Genomic DNA, 14295 nt, shown 5'->3' on the forward strand with positions numbered 1-14295 from the left:
TGCTTCATCACAGTCGTCCTGTCATTCGGTTCGAAGCGCGTCGATGGGCGCGAGCTTCGCGGCGCGGGACGCGGGGTAGACCCCGGCGACCACGCCGATCAGTAGGGACACGACCAGGGCCACCAGGGTGGCGGGCCAGGAGGGTTGCACCTGGAAGGACAGCAGTTTCGTCAACACGACGGATCCGAGCAGGCCCAGACCCACGCCGAGGAGGCCGCCGATCAGTCCGAGCATGCTCGCCTCGGTGAGGAACTGCTGGCGGATGGCCACCGGGGTGGCACCCAGAGCCTTGCGCAGCCCGATCTCGCGGGTGCGTTCGGTGACCGAGACGAGCATGATGTTCATCACCCCGATGCCGCCGACCAGCAACGAGATGGCCGCGACGCTTCCCAGTAGTGCCGTCAGCGTCTGGGTGGTCGTGGCGATGGTGTTCACCAGCGTCTGCTGGGAGTTGACGGTGAAGTCCTGGGTGTCGCTCGTGGTCCCGTGCGCGGTGTTGAGGGCGGCGCTGGACTCCTGGTAGGCCGCGGAGAGCGTGTCCTGGCTCGTGGCGGACAGGTAGATCGAAGCCACCGACAGCCCGGAGCCACCGGAGATGCGTTGGGTGAAGGTGGCGATCGGTACCACGACCGTGTCGTCCTGGTCGCCCGTGATGGAGCTCCCGGCCGAGTTGAGCTCGCCGATGACGGTGAGCGTCACCCCCTTCACCTGGATGGTCTGGCCGACAGGTGAGCGGTTCCCGAACAGGTTGCTGGCAGTCGTCGTGCCGATCACCGCCACAGGTGCCTGGGCGGCATTCTCCGCCGCTGTGAAGAAGCGTCCCTGGGTGATGGTTCGCGCGCGGACCGTGGTCCAGTCAGGGGTGCTGCCGACGACCATCGTGGTCCAGTTCGAATCCGCGCTGACGACGGAGGCGGAGCTCTGGAGGACAGGTGCCACCGCCTCGACGTCGGGAGCGACGGTCCGGTCGGCGAGCATGGCGGCATCGTTCAGGGTGAGCGTCGTGGCGCTGCCGACCCCACCCCGGATGCCAGAGCTGGAGGTGGTGCTCCCCGGGGAGACGATCAGCAGGTTCGAGCCCAGCGCATTGATCCGGCCGGTGATCTCGGCCTGGGCGCCCTGCCCGAGACCCACGGTCAGCATCACCGCGGCGATGCCGATCAGGATGCCGAGCATGGTCAGCGCCGACCTCAGCTTGCGCCCGAGGATGGCGGTGATCGCCGTACGTACGGTCTCGCGGAAGTCCATCAGAGCGTGCTCCCGTCGAGGGTGCTGAGCAGGCCGTCGCGGATGGCGTACGTCCGGGAGGCCTGTAGCGCGACGTCGTGTTCGTGGGTGATCAGGACGATGGTGCGCCCCCGCTCGTGCAACCCGGCCAACAGGCGAAGGACGTCCTCGGTGGAGACGGAGTCGAGGTTGCCGGTCGGTTCGTCGGCCAGGATCAGGTCGGGGTTGTTGACCAGGGCCCGAGCCACCGACACCCGCTGCTGCTGGCCGCCGGACAGTTCTCCTGGTCGGTGCGCCATCCGGTCGCCCAGCCCGACGGCCTCCAGGACCTCGGCGGCCCGCCGAGCGCGCTCGATCCGCGAAACCCCCGCGTAGACGAGGGGGAGCTCGACGTTCTGCTGGGCCGTCAGGCTCGGCAGCAGGTTGAACTGCTGGAAGACGAAGCCGATCGACTTGTTCCGGACGACGGCGAGCTGCTTCTCCGACATGGTGCTCACGTCCTGCCCGGCGAGCTCGTAGCGACCTGACGTGGCGATGTCGAGGCAACCGATGATGTGCATCAGGGTCGACTTGCCTGACCCGGACGGCCCCATGATGGCCAGGTAGTCGCCCTCGTCGACGTCCAGGTCGATGCCGCGCAGCGCCTCCAGGGAGATCGAGCCGTTGGAGTACGTCTTGTGGATGTCCCGTAGGGAAAGGATCGGTGTCATCCGCGGCCACCCCGGCCGAACACACTGCCGAAGCCGCCGCCGCTTCGGGCCGCACCTGCCGACGGGCTGGCAGTGGCGACTGCGTTGCTGAAAGTGGGCACCTGGACCCGGTCGCCCGCCGACAGGCCCTTGGTGATCTCGGTCTGCTGCCCGATGACCCTCCCGACGGTGACCGGGGTGTCGGTGACAGTCCCGCCGGTCACCAACCGGACGGCCGGACCCCCGTCGACCTGGGTGATTGCGCGGGTCGGCACGGCCAGGACGTTGTCCAGCCGCTGGGTGGTGATCGACACGGTCGTGGAACTACCGATGAACAACTGGGCCTGGTGGGGTTCGGTGACCGCCACCACCACCGGGAAGGTCGCCACGGTGCTGCTCGCCGTGGTGGTGCTAGCCACCTGGCCGACGCTCTGCACCGTGCCGTTCACCGTGGTCCTCCCATCGGGCGCCAGCATGGTCGCGGCCTGGCCTGCCTTCAGCGACGGCAGATCGGCAGCCGTCACCTGCGTGTCGACCAGCCATCCCGAGGTGTCGACCACGACGACGTCGCCGGAGGTCGAGGTGCTGTTCTGGGCGCTGCTGATACCCGCTGCGGCGCCACCCGACCCGCCGGAGCCGTTCGCACCACTCGACTGGCCGGCGCTCCCACTGCCGACACCGCTACCGCCGGACGTGCCACTGGCCACGCCGCCGGTGCTGATGTCCACCTTGGCGACGATCCCACTGATGGGGGAGGTCAGGGTGGTGCCGTCGTAGTTGGACTGTGCCTGGGCGAGCTTGGCCTGGTCCGCCGCCAGCGTGGCCTGGGCGGAGGTGAGCTGGGCGTTCGTCGTGGCCGAGGAGGAGGATAGCGTGTTCAGCTGGGACTGGGCCGAACTCACGGCGGCACGGGCGCTCTGCAGCGAGGCGGCCAGGGCTGCCGAGTCCTCGGTCGCCAGCACCTGGCCCTTCGTCACCCGGTCCCCGACAGCGACCTTGACGGCGGTGACGGTTCCGCCGGCCGGAAAACTGGCCGACAATTGCTGGGCGGGCTGGAAGGTCCCGGTGGCCGTCACGGCCTGGGTGAGCGACGTGGTCCTGACCTCGTACGTCGTGGTCTGCTGGGACGGGGTCCTGGCCGAGCCGGCGCGCGACAGCAGGATCACCGCAGTGACCACCAGGATTGCCACCACGACCGCGGCGACCACGATGATGGTCGTACGGTTTCGGCGATGTCGACGCGGTCGCATCAGGTTCGCGGGTGACTCGTCAACAGGGCCGACAGCCATGGCATTCACGCCTTCCTTCGCACCGCGGAGATGCGGGGCACATCGCAGGATCGTCGCGTTCCTTGTGCCCATTCTGTCCTACGGCTGTGAGTCGGCTAGGAACGTGGGAGGGGTCGGCAACCCGTGGTCTGCCGCCGGCTTTCGAAGGCTAGGGGGTGATCGTACTCTGGAGGCGTGCAACGTGTGACGGCTGTCACGGCAGGGATCACCTCGGCGGCGCTCGGCGTCGCAGTGGGGCACCTGTTGGCGGGACTGGTCAGCCGGTCGGCGTCGCCTGTCGTCGCCGTGGGCGCCGTAGTGGTCGACCTGGTCCCGTTGCCGCTGAAGGAGTTCGCGGCCCGCGTCTTCGGCGTGGCCGACAAGGCCGTGCTGCTCACTGTCGTCATGGTGGGCTTGGCGGCACTGGCCGGGCTGGTCGGGCTGCTGGGCGTACGGTCCCGGCCGGCCGCGCTGGCCTCGATGGCCCTGCTCGGATCGATCGGCACCGTTGCGGGCGTGGGCAGGGCCGTGACGACCACGGTTGCGGGGGTCGGGCCGCGGGTGTTGGCGTCCGCCGCGCTTCCCGGCCTGGTGGCGACACTGGTCGCCTGCCTGGTGCTGGCCGCCCAGTATCGCCGGTTGGAGGACTCCGGGCCCACCAGCATGGCAGGCGCTCAGGCTGCGCGGAGTCGCCGTGCGTTCCTCATGGGCAGTCTGGGCCTGCTGGCAGGCGCCGGTGCGCTCGGTTGGCTCGGCTCCAGGATCCGGCCGGTGGCGGGCAGCCCGGTCGTCCTACCGCCCGTCCCCTCCCCGCGACCGCCCGTACCGGCCGGGCTGGAGGGGCAGGTGCCCGGGCTGACTCCGCTGCGCACCCCGGTGGCCGACTTCTACCGGATCGACACCGCCCTGGTGGTGCCGCACCCCGACCTGGAGCGGTGGCGGCTGGTGGTCGACGGAATGGTCGGACGACCCTACGAGCTCACCCTCGACGACCTGTTGGCCATGCCGCTGGTGGAGCGTGACATCACCCTCACCTGCGTCTCCAACCCTGTCGGCGGCAACCTCTGCGGCAGCACCCGCTGGACCGGGGTCCTGGTCGCCGACCTGCTCCGCCGGGCCGCGCCCGCTGCCGGCGCGGACATGGTGCTGAGCCGCTCAACCGACGGCTTCACGGCCTCGACGCCGCTCGAGGTGCTCCTCGACGGCCGGGACGCGATGATCGCACTGGCGATGGACGGCCGACCGCTGACCCCGAAGCACGGAGCCCCGGCCCGGTTGCTCACCCCGGGGTTGTACGGCTACGTCGGGGCCACGAAATGGCTCACTCGGCTGACCCTCACGACCTTCGCGGCCGACCAGGCCTACTGGACGGTCCGCGGCTGGGCGGAACGTGGCCCGGTGAAGACCGAGGCCCGGATCGACACCCCGCACGGCCGGGTCGCCGAGGGCAACGTCCCGATCGCCGGCGTGGCCTGGGCGACCCACCGGGGGATCGGGCGGGTGGAGGTCCAGGTCGACGGCGGTCCCTGGCAGCAGGCGGTTCTCGGACCTGACGTGGGACTGGACTACTGGCGGCAGTGGTACCTGCCCTGGCGGGCGACCCGCGGCTCCCACACGCTCGTCGCCCGTGCCTACGACGCGTCCGGAGTGGTGCAGACCGACCGGGTGGCCGATGTCGCCCCGGACGGGGCCAGCGGCTATCCGCGGGTCAATGTCACGGTCGCGTGATCGCGCCGGTGTCGGTCACAGAGAGCATGAACATCGGCTCGACGAGGTCAGGAGCCGTGAGGCCGATGTCAGGGGGAACGCACTGGCGCGAGCCCGGCTGGGAGGAGGCTGAAGATCCGGATCAATTGATTTACATTTCAATTTCTTTGGGTATGGTTGTTCACAACGGCAGGCAGAGCACCTGCCGGGATCGAGCAGAGCGGGAAGTATTCCATGAGCACTGTCACTGTTATCGGAAGTGGAAACGTCGGCACGGCCGTCGCCGGCCTGATGGCCAAGGCGGGTGCGAGCCTGCAGATCGTCGACCGTGATGCGGAGAAGGCGGCCGGACTCGCCGGCCAGGTGAAGGGCACCTCCGCCACCTTCGGTGAGCCGATCACCGGCGATGTCGTCGTCCTCGCACTGCCGTTCCCGGCCCTCGAGTCCATCGCGGTCACCTACAAGGACCAGTTGGCCGGCAAGGTCGTGGTGGATGTCACCAACCCGGTCGACTTCGCCACGTTCGACTCCTTGGTGGTGCCGGCGGACTCCTCGGCGGCCGCCGAGCTGGCCAGTGTGCTGCCGGGTGCGAAGGTGCTGAAGGCCTTCAACACGACCTTCGCCGGCGTGGTCGCCAGCGGCGCCCTGGGCGCCAATGACGTGGCGGTCCTGGTCGCCGGTGACGACGCGGACGCCAAGAAGACCCTGATCGACCTGGTTGACGCCGGTGGCCTGCGCGGCGTGGACGCCGGCAGCCTCAAGCGGGCTCGAGAGATGGAGGCGATGGCCTTCCTGCAGATGGCTCTGGCCGCCGCCGGGACCATCAGCTGGACCGGCGGCTTCGCGCTGGTCGACTGACCTGCTGCACGACCCGTGGCCCCTGGGGTGTCCTGGTCGCTGCCTCGACCGGCTCGTGCGATGGTGTAGCCGTCCCGCGAGCCGGTCGTCCGCCATTCAGGCCTTCGGGACCAGGTCCGTCAGCTCCACGGAGGTGTCGGCCAGGCGTTCAGCCTCGACCGGGTGACCGACGATCTCGCGCAGGGTGTCGTTGACGTCCCAGACGTTCACGTTCATCGAAGCGGTGACCATGCCGTCGCGGTGCCAGAAGACGATGAACTCCCCGGAGTCCATGGACCCGCGGACAAGCGTCTCGTCGTCTGGGGAGTTGTTGCCGACGTACTCCATGCCCAGGTCAAACTGGTCGGTGAAGAAGTAGGGCAGCCAGTCGTACGTGCCGCCACGGCCCATGATCGTACGGGCGGCGAGGGCGCCCTGGCGCAGGGCGTTGTCCCAGTGCTCGCGGCGGAGCCGCTGGCCCAGCAGCGTGTTCTGGGCGTTCGCGATGTCGCCGATGGCCAGGATCGCCGGGTCGGCGGTGCGCAGCTTCTCATCCACCAGCACACCGTTGTCGACCTCCAGGCCGGCCGCCCGGGCGAGGTCGAGGCGGGGGGCCGCTCCGACGGCCAGCAGGACGAGGTTCGCCTCGATGTCGCCGTGGTCGGTCCGGATCCCGTTGGCGCGGCCGTCCAGCTCCAGGACCGACTCGACTCCCACCTCCATCCGTACGTCCACCCCGTTGCGCCGGTGCAGGTCGGCGAAGTAGGCACCGATCCGTTCGCCGAGGATGTTGGACAACGGCTGTGGCACCGGCGCGACCACTGTCACGTCCATGCCGGCCATCCGGGCCGCGGCGGCCACCTCGAGCCCGATCCAGCCTGCCCCGATGACGGCCAGTCGGCCACCCCGGGCGAACTCCTCGCGGAGGGCGTCCGACTCGGCCAGTTCCCGAAGCGTCCGAACGCCGGGAAGATCCTCACCGGGCATGTGCAGGTGGCGCGACTCGGCGCCGGTGGCCAGGACCAGGTGGCCGTACGGCAGGGTCTCACCCGACGCGAGGAGCACGGTGTGTCCGGTCCGGTCGATGCTGTCGACCCGTTCACCGATGATCAGGCGAACACCCTGCTGCTCGTACCAGTCGCGCCGGTGCAGGCAGATCTCGTCGCGACCCAGCTTGCCCTGAAGGTACTCCTTGGAGAGCTTGGGGCGGTCGTAGGGGAGTTCGGGCTCGGCGCCGACGAGGGTGACGTCCCCGGAGAAACCTTCCTCCCGCAGGGTCTGCACCACTTGGGCACCGCCCAGGCCGGCTCCGACCACGACGACGTTGTGTTCGGACATCTCTGCTCCCGTCCCGTGCCGGGAACGACCCCGGCCCTCGGTCCATCGTAGGACCGGAGGGCCGGGGCCGAACAGGGGTCGAGCGGTCGCGCGCGGGACTTCAGGCCTGGGCGAGGCTCCCGTTCGCAGGTTCGGTCTCGGGCTCCGCTCCGCCCCGGGCCAGGGGCCAGAGCTGGAAGAAGTCACCGTAGAAGGCCAGGAACGGGAAGGTCACTGCCAGCAGCGCGTTGGCGAGCCAGAGCTCGGCGTCGAACGTGGGCGGTCCGGCCGGCATGTCTCCGGTGACCAGCGGCATCAGGGCGCGGTACAGCAGGGCCAGCAGGCTTCCGACGACGGCGGCGACGACCGCACTGGCCACGCCCTTGGCAGGCTGGGGCAGCTTGGCGAAGGCGGATCCCTGCAGCATGTTGAGCATGACCACCGAACCGAAGATGAAGGGGATCGGCACGCTGACCAGGAAGGCGGGGGGAGTCATACCGAGGCCGCGGATGCCCAGCTGGTAGAGCGGCACGGCCAGCACCAGGGCGCCCAGGGTCCAGACCACGCCAAGGACCGGCTGCTTCATCAGGCCGGCGGACCTGGTCAGCGGCCACAGGTCGAAGTGCAGGACCAGGAACATCAAGGCCAGCGCGGTGACCGCAACGACGATCACGCCCCAGGCATCGAACGGACCCTGGGGGTCCAGATCGGCGCGGTAGATCGGCGCCCCCTTGAGGAAGTCGAAGTTCGCCAGCAGGACGAACAGGCCGATCGCCACCACGTACACGCCGACGAGGAGCGCCAGACCCGCGGCCAGACGATTCGGGATGAGGGAGAACGGCCAGCCGCCGAACACGATGACCATGAAGAACGAGACGGTGACCGACAGGATCGTCGCCATCGACAGCATCGGCAGCGGCGGGCCGACGCGTCCACCGACCGTGGACCACAGCAACAGGGCGACGATGGCCCCGATGACGGCGGCGGTGAGGAGGTAGGCGATGCCGCGCACCGGCTGGCGGAGGCGGGCCAGCGGCGCGGGCTCCTCACCATGCCAGAACGCGCCCACGACGATGGCGAACGGGATCATGCACATCAGCACGAACGCCAGCCACCCGCCGAAGAACCCGGCGGAGAAGGGGGAGATGAACACGAGGGACAGGACGATGATCAGGACGCTGGCAGCAATGCCCAGCCATGGTTGCCGCAATGCGGGCATAGCGGTTCCTTTCGATGGAAACGTGTCGGCGCTGGCTCCGGGAAGATGTCAGGTCGGCGGCAGCTGATCGACTTTCCCACAGATCACGGTTCGCGGCCGGGGATATGCCGCATGGTGCCGCGGGGAGGAACCATCGGGTCGCTGTCACCTCTGCCGACACACGTCCGTGGGGCCCGATCGGTCGCCGTGCTTCGGATGCTCGTGGTCCTGGTGGGTCGGTGCTTCCGGACGCGCGACCGACTTGTCAGCGCCACGGCGTAGCGTCGCAGGGAACCTGAGGAGGACGACGTGGCGGAGGCAGGACGACGATCCACGGCAGCGCGGCTGCTGGGATCGGGGATGGTTGTCGTGGCCATGCTGGCCGGCTGCACGGTGACGACCGATCTGGCATCCCCGAGCACCCGGATCCAGCACACACCCGTGCCCGGACCCTCATCGACCACGGCTGCTTCCAGCGCCGCCCCCTCCAGCTCGCCACCCTCCAGCACGCCTGCTACCAGCACGCCTGCTACCAGCACGGCTCGACCCGCCACCGCCTCCGTAACGCAGGGGAGTGCCAACGCCGCTTTGGCGAGCCTGGTGGTCAAGGGACGCGCGCCGAAGACCGGCTATACCCGCGACCAGTTCGGGCAGGCCTGGGCCGATGTCGACCACAATGGCTGCGACACCCGCAATGACATCCTGCGCCGCGACTCCACCCGGGTCACCACCAGTTCCGGGACGTCCGGCTGCCGGGTTGCCTCCGCCGTGCTCCAGGACCGTTACTCAGGCACGGCAGTCGCGTTCACCCGCGGCGACGGCCAGGTGGAGATCGACCATGTCGTTGCGCTCTCGGATGCCTGGCAGAAGGGCGCCCAGCAGTGGTCGAGCGATCGGCGCACGGCCTTCGCCAACGACCCCCTCAACCTGGTGGCCACCCGCGCCGATCTGAACCAGCAGAAGAGTGACGCCGATGCGGCGACCTGGCTGCCGCCGTACCGGGCTGCTCGCTGCGACTACGTGGCTCGCCAGATCGCGGTCAAGCGCGCGTACGCCCTGTGGGTGACCCAGGCCGAGAAGGATGCGATGGGCCGGGTCCTGGCCGGTTGCCCGGCGCAGGTCCTGCCGACCGGTCACGAGGCGCCGCCCGCAACCGTGAGCACGGCGGCCCCCGCGACCCGCACCACCACCCCGGTCCCGACCGCAGGTCCTCACCAGGCTGCGACCGGGGGAAGCGGCACCGTCTACTACGCCTCCTGCGCGGCCGCCCGGGCGGCCGGGGCTGCGCCGTTGCACCGCGGGGAGGACGGCTACCGCTCGGGACTCGACCGGGACTCGGACGGCGTCGCCTGCGAGTGAGCCGGCGTCGTCTGCGAGTGAGTCGGTGGTGTCGGACTACGATCGCCCTGTGTCAACTCCCAATCCCACCGCAGCCATCCTGGTGATCGGCGACGAGATCCTGTCCGGGCGTACGCGCGATGAGAACATGTACCACCTCGCCGGGGTCCTCACTGCCCACGGCATCGACCTGCGCGAGGTACGCATCGTCCCGGACGACCAGGCCGCGATCGTGGGAGCCGTGAACGTGCTGCGACGGGCATACGACCATGTCTTCACCTCCGGGGGCATCGGACCCACGCACGACGACATCACCGCCGACGCGATCGGTGCGGCCTTCGGAGTGCCGGTCGTGGTCGACCCCGAGGCGGACCGGCGGGTGCGGGCTTTCAGTGAGGTCCGCGGAATGTCGTACAACAGCGACCAGCAGCGGATGGCACGGGTGCCGCAGGGGGCAACCCTGATCGACAACCCGATCTCGGCGGCGCCCGGCTTCACCCTCGAGAACGTGCACGTGATGGCCGGGGTGCCGGTGATCTTCCGGGTGATGGTGGAGAGCATCCTGCCCGCCCTCGCGCAGGGCCGGCCGGTGGTGTCCGGGGAGTACCGGATCTGGCGGCCCGAGGGCGACATCGCCCATGACCTGCGCGGGCTGGCGGCCAAGTACGACGATCTGGCCCTCGGTTCCTACCCTTCCATGCAGGACGGCCGCGGCGGCACCACGATCGTCGTACGTGGCACCGATCCGCAACGGGTCGAGACGGCCGTGGCGGAGCTCCGAACGGTGTTCCCCCCGGAGTGACCGCCGCGGCGGACAGGCTCGCCACCGTCAGGGCCAGACCGCTGAGCAGGGACAGACGGCGGATGATGTGGTGCATCGCTCCTCCTCGAAGGCGTGGACGACGGACCGGGTGTGATCCTGGCCCCACGTTCTGAGCAAGCCCTCAGGTCGAGGGGAATGGCCGAAGGAACCACGGTGCGGTGCCAGCCCCGGGTCGACCTAGACTGCCGCCATGTTCGATCTCATCGGCGGTCTGCCGGTCCACGTCCTGGTCCTGCATGTGTACGTGGTGTTGGGGCCGATCGCCGCCCTGGCGACCCTGGTCTACCTGTTCCGCCCGGTCTGGCGGCGGGTCCTGCGGTGGCCGGTGGGCGTCCTCGCAGTCGTCGCGGGGGTAAGTGGCCTGGTCACCAAGGAGAGTGGCGAACAACTGGCGCACCGGTTGGTTCCTGACCTGGAGTCGGCATCGACGCGGGCCTCCGGCGATCCCCATGTCCAGGCGGTCCTGGACCATGCCCAGTCGGGCGACCTGGCAGGTGCCGTCGGCCTGGTCTTCATGGTCGCCACGCTGATCGCCGTGGTGTGGGCCGTGCGGGACCAGTCCGACTCGATCTTCGGCGGGTTGATGACCTCGACGGTCGTCACCCTGGTCGCCATCTCCTCTGTCGCCCTGGTGGGCTCGGTGTTCTTCGCCGGGCACAGCGGGGTCACCGCAGCGTGGGGCAACGTGATCGCGGCCACCGCCACCCCCGGTGGCAACTGAGCCGATGAGCCGGGCCCCGATCCCCGCGGGCTGGACCGCGGCGCCCCCACGCGCCGGCCGCCCCGCTTCCGTCCTCCTGGACCAGGCGGATCCCGGGACGGCACGATTGGTCGCGCACACCGAGTTCGCGACCTCCACCTCGATGAGTGAGTGGCGCGACCATGTGGTCGAGGGGCTGGGCCGTTCAGTGGCTGATTGGCTGCTGGTCGACGTCGGACCGGCCCGTGTGGCGGGGGCCCGTGGCTTCCGGGTACTGGGCGCCAGCAGTCCGAACGGCGGGACGGCACGGATCCACGAGACCTGGGGCGTGGTCCGGGACCGGCACCGGTGTACCGTCACCCTGACCTGTCGCGTCGGTGCCTACGACGACATCATCGATGCAGTGTCCGCGGCCGTCCGCGACTGGCATCCGCCGCTCGACGAGGGGGCCTGATGGGTGTCGAGTTCGACCCGGCGGCCGGCACCGTACGCCTCGGGCCGGGCTACTTCGAGACGCTGCTGGACATCTACCGCGATGGCCGCGCTCGGGAGACGGATCCCCGACTGGTCGCTGTCCTGCGCGACGCCGGCGTCCTGGGGCCAGACGGACCCCATCCGGCGCTCGCCCGTACGGTCCGGGTGCTGCTGGCAGAGCGGGCGCGGTTGCGTACGCAGCTGGCCGGGCCGCAGGGGCGCCTGGAGAGCTCGTGCTGGATGCTGGGGGAGGACGCAGCCTGGTGGGACGGGGACTCCGGCGACGGAGGCACGCTCAGCGCCCTCGCCGTCGACCAGGTCCCGGCCCGGCTGGCGCGCCTCGTCGGGCTGGGGCCGAGGCCGGCGTGGACGCCAACCCAGTACGCAGCATCTGTGCACACGCGACGCCATGTGGTCGACGCGATCCTGGGGGGCACCCCGGCGAACCGCCAGGAGGGTGCGGACATGCTCGCCCATCGGGCCCCCGAGCCATTGGCCGCCCTCGCTGCCGACCTACGGTCGGGGGAGTGGCGGGCCTGGCATGCCGAGACGGTGTGGTACCCGCCCCACCCCGAGCCCGGTGGGCCGCACGCGGGAGGCCGGGGCGTCGTGGTGGTCGACACATCGCACGGTATGCTCACGGTCGAGCCGGAGGGCGCAGGCCTGGTCTTCCTGCCCGCGAGCCCGACCCAGGTCTGGCGCAGGGTGCTGAGACTGCTCCCGCCGGCGGCCGAGATCGCTCCCTGAACCGTCGATCGGCGGGCGCCCCGGGGCCGTACGAGGCCTGAACCTGAGGTTCAGACTGATAGTTGCCCATACTCTCGACGTTGGTTGAGGGTGAAATCGTGGCACGAACAATACGAGTAATCCTGACCGCGGCAGCGTCGGTCCTTCTCGTGTTCGGTGGAGCGATCTTCTCCCCGTCCGCGCGAGCCCTCGCTCCCTCCACGTACATCGCCAAGACCGTCGAAGCGGCCCAAGGGGTCCAGCAGGACTACAAGGTTCCCGCCTCCGTGGCCCTCGCCCAGTCGATCCTCGAGTCCGGGTGGGGGGACTCCACCCTCTCCCGCGACTACAACAACTACTTCGGCATCAAGTGCACGACGACGACCAGCCAGTACCAGGCCGGTTGCGTGTCCCTGCGCACCAAGGAGTACTACGCCTCCGGTGCCACCTACATCACGGACGGGTTCCGCACGTACGACACGCCGCTCGACTCGTTCAAGGACTACGGGCGACTGCTGACCTCGCTGAGCCGGTACGGGAATGCGTTCAAGTACACGGACAACCCGGACCAGTTCATCCGCGAGATCGCCGACGGCGGGTACGCGACAGATCCCTCGTACGCTGCCTCGGTGATCAAGATCATGCGGCAGTACAACCTGTACAAGTACGACACGCTGCCGTCCAAGCCGGCGTTCGACGCTGCCAACGTCGCCGTGACCACGACCGTCAGCTCGTCTGTGTCGGCCAGCCCGTCCGAGGAGGCGAGTGCGTCGGCCAGCCCGTCCGCGTCGGCCAGCCCGTCCGCGTCCGCGTCTGCGAGCGCGAGTGCGTCGGCCAGCCCGTCCGCATCTGCGAGCGTGAGTGCGTCGGCCAGCCCGTCCGCGTCCGCATCTGCGAGCGCGAGTGCGTCGGCCAGCCCGTCCGCGTCCGCCAGTGCCTCCGCCTCCCCCAAGGCTTCAGTGCTTCCCAGCTCCACCCCGACCGCGTCGTCCGCGACGACCCGGGTGCCCCCGCCCATGGGGAACATCGATCCCGCCGCGCCGGCCGACGTCAGCAAGGTCGTCTGGGTCATCGACCCGGAGACCAAGAAGATCTTCTTCACCGGACCTGTTCTCAAGGCCGACGGCCAGGCGTACGTGAACTCCGCCTTCACGGTCGTCGACACCACCGGCGCCACGCTGGGCATCGTGACGACCGACAGCAAGGGGTGGCTCGGCGACAGCCTGACGCTTCCCTCCGGCTGGGCCTCGACCACGAGCTTCGAGGTGAAGATCGTGATCCCCGGTGGCGCAGGAACCCAGCACACCGAGGGTTCGACCACCATCGAGGATCCGACCAAGGTCCAGCCGCAGGAGACTGGCACGCTGACGGGTGCCGACCCCGAGGTCGTCTCGTCGACCGATAGTGGCCTGGACCGTGACCGGGTTCCCGAGAACCAGGTCGGCTCCTCCGCCTCGGTCTCTCCGTCGGTGTCGGCTTCGCCGGAGGCTTCTCCGTCGGTGTCGGCTTCGCCGGAGGCTTCTCCATCGGTGTCGGCTTCTCCGGAGGCTTCTCCGTCGGTGTCGGCTTCTCCGGCTCCGTCGGTATCGGCCCTTCCGCTGTTTGCGCTGCCCTCGGCCAGCCCCTCGACGGTTCCGAGCGCCCCTGAGGCCGGTGCCTCCGAGCAGCCGGCACCGCTCAGCGTCGCGGAACGCTCGAGGACGCTGCAGCCCTCGGCCAGTGCCAGCGCGCTGCCGACCCCGCGCGACACCTCCCGTGGGCATGCCAACCCGGTCGACCGTTCCGCTGAGTATGTCACTGCCAGGCTGCCGCGTACGGGTGGGCCGGCGGTGATCTTCGGCCTGATCGGTCTGGCTGTTACCGCGTCGGGTGCCACGCTGCTGGGCACCTCGCTCGGTGGTCGCCGCCGCAAGGGCTGATCCGCCCACTGAGGACAAGGAATGAGGGTGGGGCTGGCCTACGGGCCGGCTCCACCCTCATGTCCGTGGGTC

General features: G+C 69.6%; 13 protein-coding genes and 1 pseudogene. 9 read left to right on the forward strand and 5 right to left on the reverse strand.

Annotation, left to right across the window (positions count from 1 at the left end):
• Nucleotides 1–21: 21 nt before the first annotated feature.
• The 3 genes from GA0111570_RS06990 to GA0111570_RS07000 are packed head-to-tail and all read right to left on the reverse strand — an operon-like array spanning nucleotide 22 to nucleotide 3166.
• Complete coding sequence (locus GA0111570_RS06990) at nucleotides 22–1248, reverse strand: ABC transporter permease (protein ID WP_092608430.1); 1227 nt, start codon at nucleotides 1246–1248, stop codon at nucleotides 22–24.
• Nucleotides 1248–1937 carry an ABC transporter ATP-binding protein gene (locus GA0111570_RS06995; RefSeq protein ID WP_092608433.1) on the reverse strand — a complete coding sequence of 230 codons (690 nt, stop codon included), beginning with the start codon at nucleotides 1935–1937 and terminating at the stop codon, nucleotides 1248–1250. Before GA0111570_RS06995 ends, GA0111570_RS06990 begins: the two co-directional genes overlap by 1 nt.
• Nucleotides 1934–3166 (reverse strand): efflux RND transporter periplasmic adaptor subunit, encoded by a 1233-nt coding sequence (locus tag GA0111570_RS07000; protein ID WP_175557372.1) that lies wholly within the window; start codon nucleotides 3164–3166, stop codon nucleotides 1934–1936. Before GA0111570_RS07000 ends, GA0111570_RS06995 begins: the two co-directional genes overlap by 4 nt.
• 213 nt (nucleotides 3167–3379) lie before the next feature.
• Here GA0111570_RS07000 and GA0111570_RS07005 point away from each other — a divergent pair, with 213 nt between their 5' ends.
• Nucleotides 3380–4912 (forward strand): molybdopterin-dependent oxidoreductase, encoded by a 1533-nt coding sequence (locus GA0111570_RS07005; protein WP_092608439.1) that lies wholly within the window; start codon nucleotides 3380–3382, stop codon nucleotides 4910–4912.
• A 213-nt stretch (nucleotides 4913–5125) separates the two neighbouring features.
• The gene (locus GA0111570_RS07010) at nucleotides 5126–5749 is read left to right on the forward strand and encodes an NADPH-dependent F420 reductase (protein ID WP_092608442.1); all 624 of its coding nucleotides are present in this window, start codon (nucleotides 5126–5128) and stop codon (nucleotides 5747–5749) included.
• Between the two features lie 96 nt (nucleotides 5750–5845).
• Here GA0111570_RS07010 and GA0111570_RS07015 read toward each other — a convergent pair whose 3' ends face one another.
• Both GA0111570_RS07015 and GA0111570_RS07020 read right to left on the reverse strand, forming a co-directional pair.
• Nucleotides 5846–7066 carry an NAD(P)/FAD-dependent oxidoreductase gene (locus tag GA0111570_RS07015; RefSeq protein WP_092608445.1) on the reverse strand — a complete coding sequence of 407 codons (1221 nt, stop codon included), beginning with the start codon at nucleotides 7064–7066 and terminating at the stop codon, nucleotides 5846–5848.
• A gap of 100 nt (nucleotides 7067–7166) precedes the next feature.
• The gene (locus GA0111570_RS07020; RefSeq protein WP_092608448.1) at nucleotides 7167–8264 is read right to left on the reverse strand and encodes a hypothetical protein; all 1098 of its coding nucleotides are present in this window, start codon (nucleotides 8262–8264) and stop codon (nucleotides 7167–7169) included.
• Nucleotides 8265–8669: 405 nt separating this feature from the next.
• On the opposite strand from GA0111570_RS07020, the pseudogene GA0111570_RS18400 reads away from it, so the two are divergent.
• From GA0111570_RS18400 to GA0111570_RS07050, 7 genes and pseudogenes are all read left to right on the forward strand, one after another.
• Nucleotides 8670–9371, forward strand: a pseudogene (locus GA0111570_RS18400) (HNH endonuclease family protein); the annotation flags it as partial.
• Nucleotides 9372–9398: 27 nt separating this feature from the next.
• Nucleotides 9399–9602: an excalibur calcium-binding domain-containing protein gene (locus tag GA0111570_RS18405; protein WP_425438614.1), complete on the forward strand. Its 204-nt coding sequence runs from the start codon at nucleotides 9399–9401 to the stop codon at nucleotides 9600–9602.
• 49 nt (nucleotides 9603–9651) lie between these two features.
• On the forward strand, nucleotides 9652–10383 hold the full coding sequence (locus GA0111570_RS07030) for a competence/damage-inducible protein A (RefSeq protein WP_092608454.1): 732 nt from the start codon (nucleotides 9652–9654) through the stop codon (nucleotides 10381–10383).
• 211 nt (nucleotides 10384–10594) lie between these two features.
• Nucleotides 10595–11125 (forward strand): DUF2231 domain-containing protein, encoded by a 531-nt coding sequence (locus tag GA0111570_RS07035; protein ID WP_092608457.1) that lies wholly within the window; start codon nucleotides 10595–10597, stop codon nucleotides 11123–11125.
• Between the two features lie 4 nt (nucleotides 11126–11129).
• Entirely contained in the window at nucleotides 11130–11558 is a 429-nt protein-coding gene (locus tag GA0111570_RS07040; RefSeq protein WP_092608460.1) for a hypothetical protein, read from the forward strand.
• On the forward strand, nucleotides 11558–12325 hold the full coding sequence (locus GA0111570_RS07045) for a hypothetical protein (RefSeq protein WP_092608463.1): 768 nt from the start codon (nucleotides 11558–11560) through the stop codon (nucleotides 12323–12325). Before GA0111570_RS07040 ends, GA0111570_RS07045 begins: the two co-directional genes overlap by 1 nt.
• A gap of 98 nt (nucleotides 12326–12423) precedes the next feature.
• Nucleotides 12424–14223: a glucosaminidase domain-containing protein gene (locus tag GA0111570_RS07050; protein WP_175557373.1), complete on the forward strand. Its 1800-nt coding sequence runs from the start codon at nucleotides 12424–12426 to the stop codon at nucleotides 14221–14223.
• The last annotated feature ends 72 nt before the right edge of the window (nucleotides 14224–14295 follow it).

It is taken from the genome of Raineyella antarctica (genome assembly GCF_900092135.1).
GTDB classification, from domain to species: domain Bacteria; phylum Actinomycetota; class Actinomycetes; order Propionibacteriales; family Propionibacteriaceae; genus Raineyella; species Raineyella antarctica.

Coding starts and splice junctions, on each gene's coding strand:
- GA0111570_RS06990 (WP_092608430.1), bottom strand. CDS start 1,248: ATGGACTTCCGCGAGACCGTACGTACGGCGATCACCGCCATCCTCGGG.
- GA0111570_RS06995 (WP_092608433.1), bottom strand. CDS start 1,937: ATGACACCGATCCTTTCCCTACGGGACATCCACAAGACGTACTCCAAC.
- GA0111570_RS07000 (WP_175557372.1), bottom strand. CDS start 3,166: ATGCGACCGCGTCGACATCGCCGAAACCGTACGACCATCATCGTGGTC.
- GA0111570_RS07010 (WP_092608442.1), top strand. CDS start 5,126: ATGAGCACTGTCACTGTTATCGGAAGTGGAAACGTCGGCACGGCCGTC.
- GA0111570_RS07015 (WP_092608445.1), bottom strand. CDS start 7,066: ATGTCCGAACACAACGTCGTCGTGGTCGGAGCCGGCCTGGGCGGTGCC.
- GA0111570_RS07020 (WP_092608448.1), bottom strand. CDS start 8,264: ATGCCCGCATTGCGGCAACCATGGCTGGGCATTGCTGCCAGCGTCCTG.
- GA0111570_RS07035 (WP_092608457.1), top strand. CDS start 10,595: ATGTTCGATCTCATCGGCGGTCTGCCGGTCCACGTCCTGGTCCTGCAT.
- GA0111570_RS07040 (WP_092608460.1), top strand. CDS start 11,130: ATGAGCCGGGCCCCGATCCCCGCGGGCTGGACCGCGGCGCCCCCACGC.
- GA0111570_RS07045 (WP_092608463.1), top strand. CDS start 11,558: ATGGGTGTCGAGTTCGACCCGGCGGCCGGCACCGTACGCCTCGGGCCG.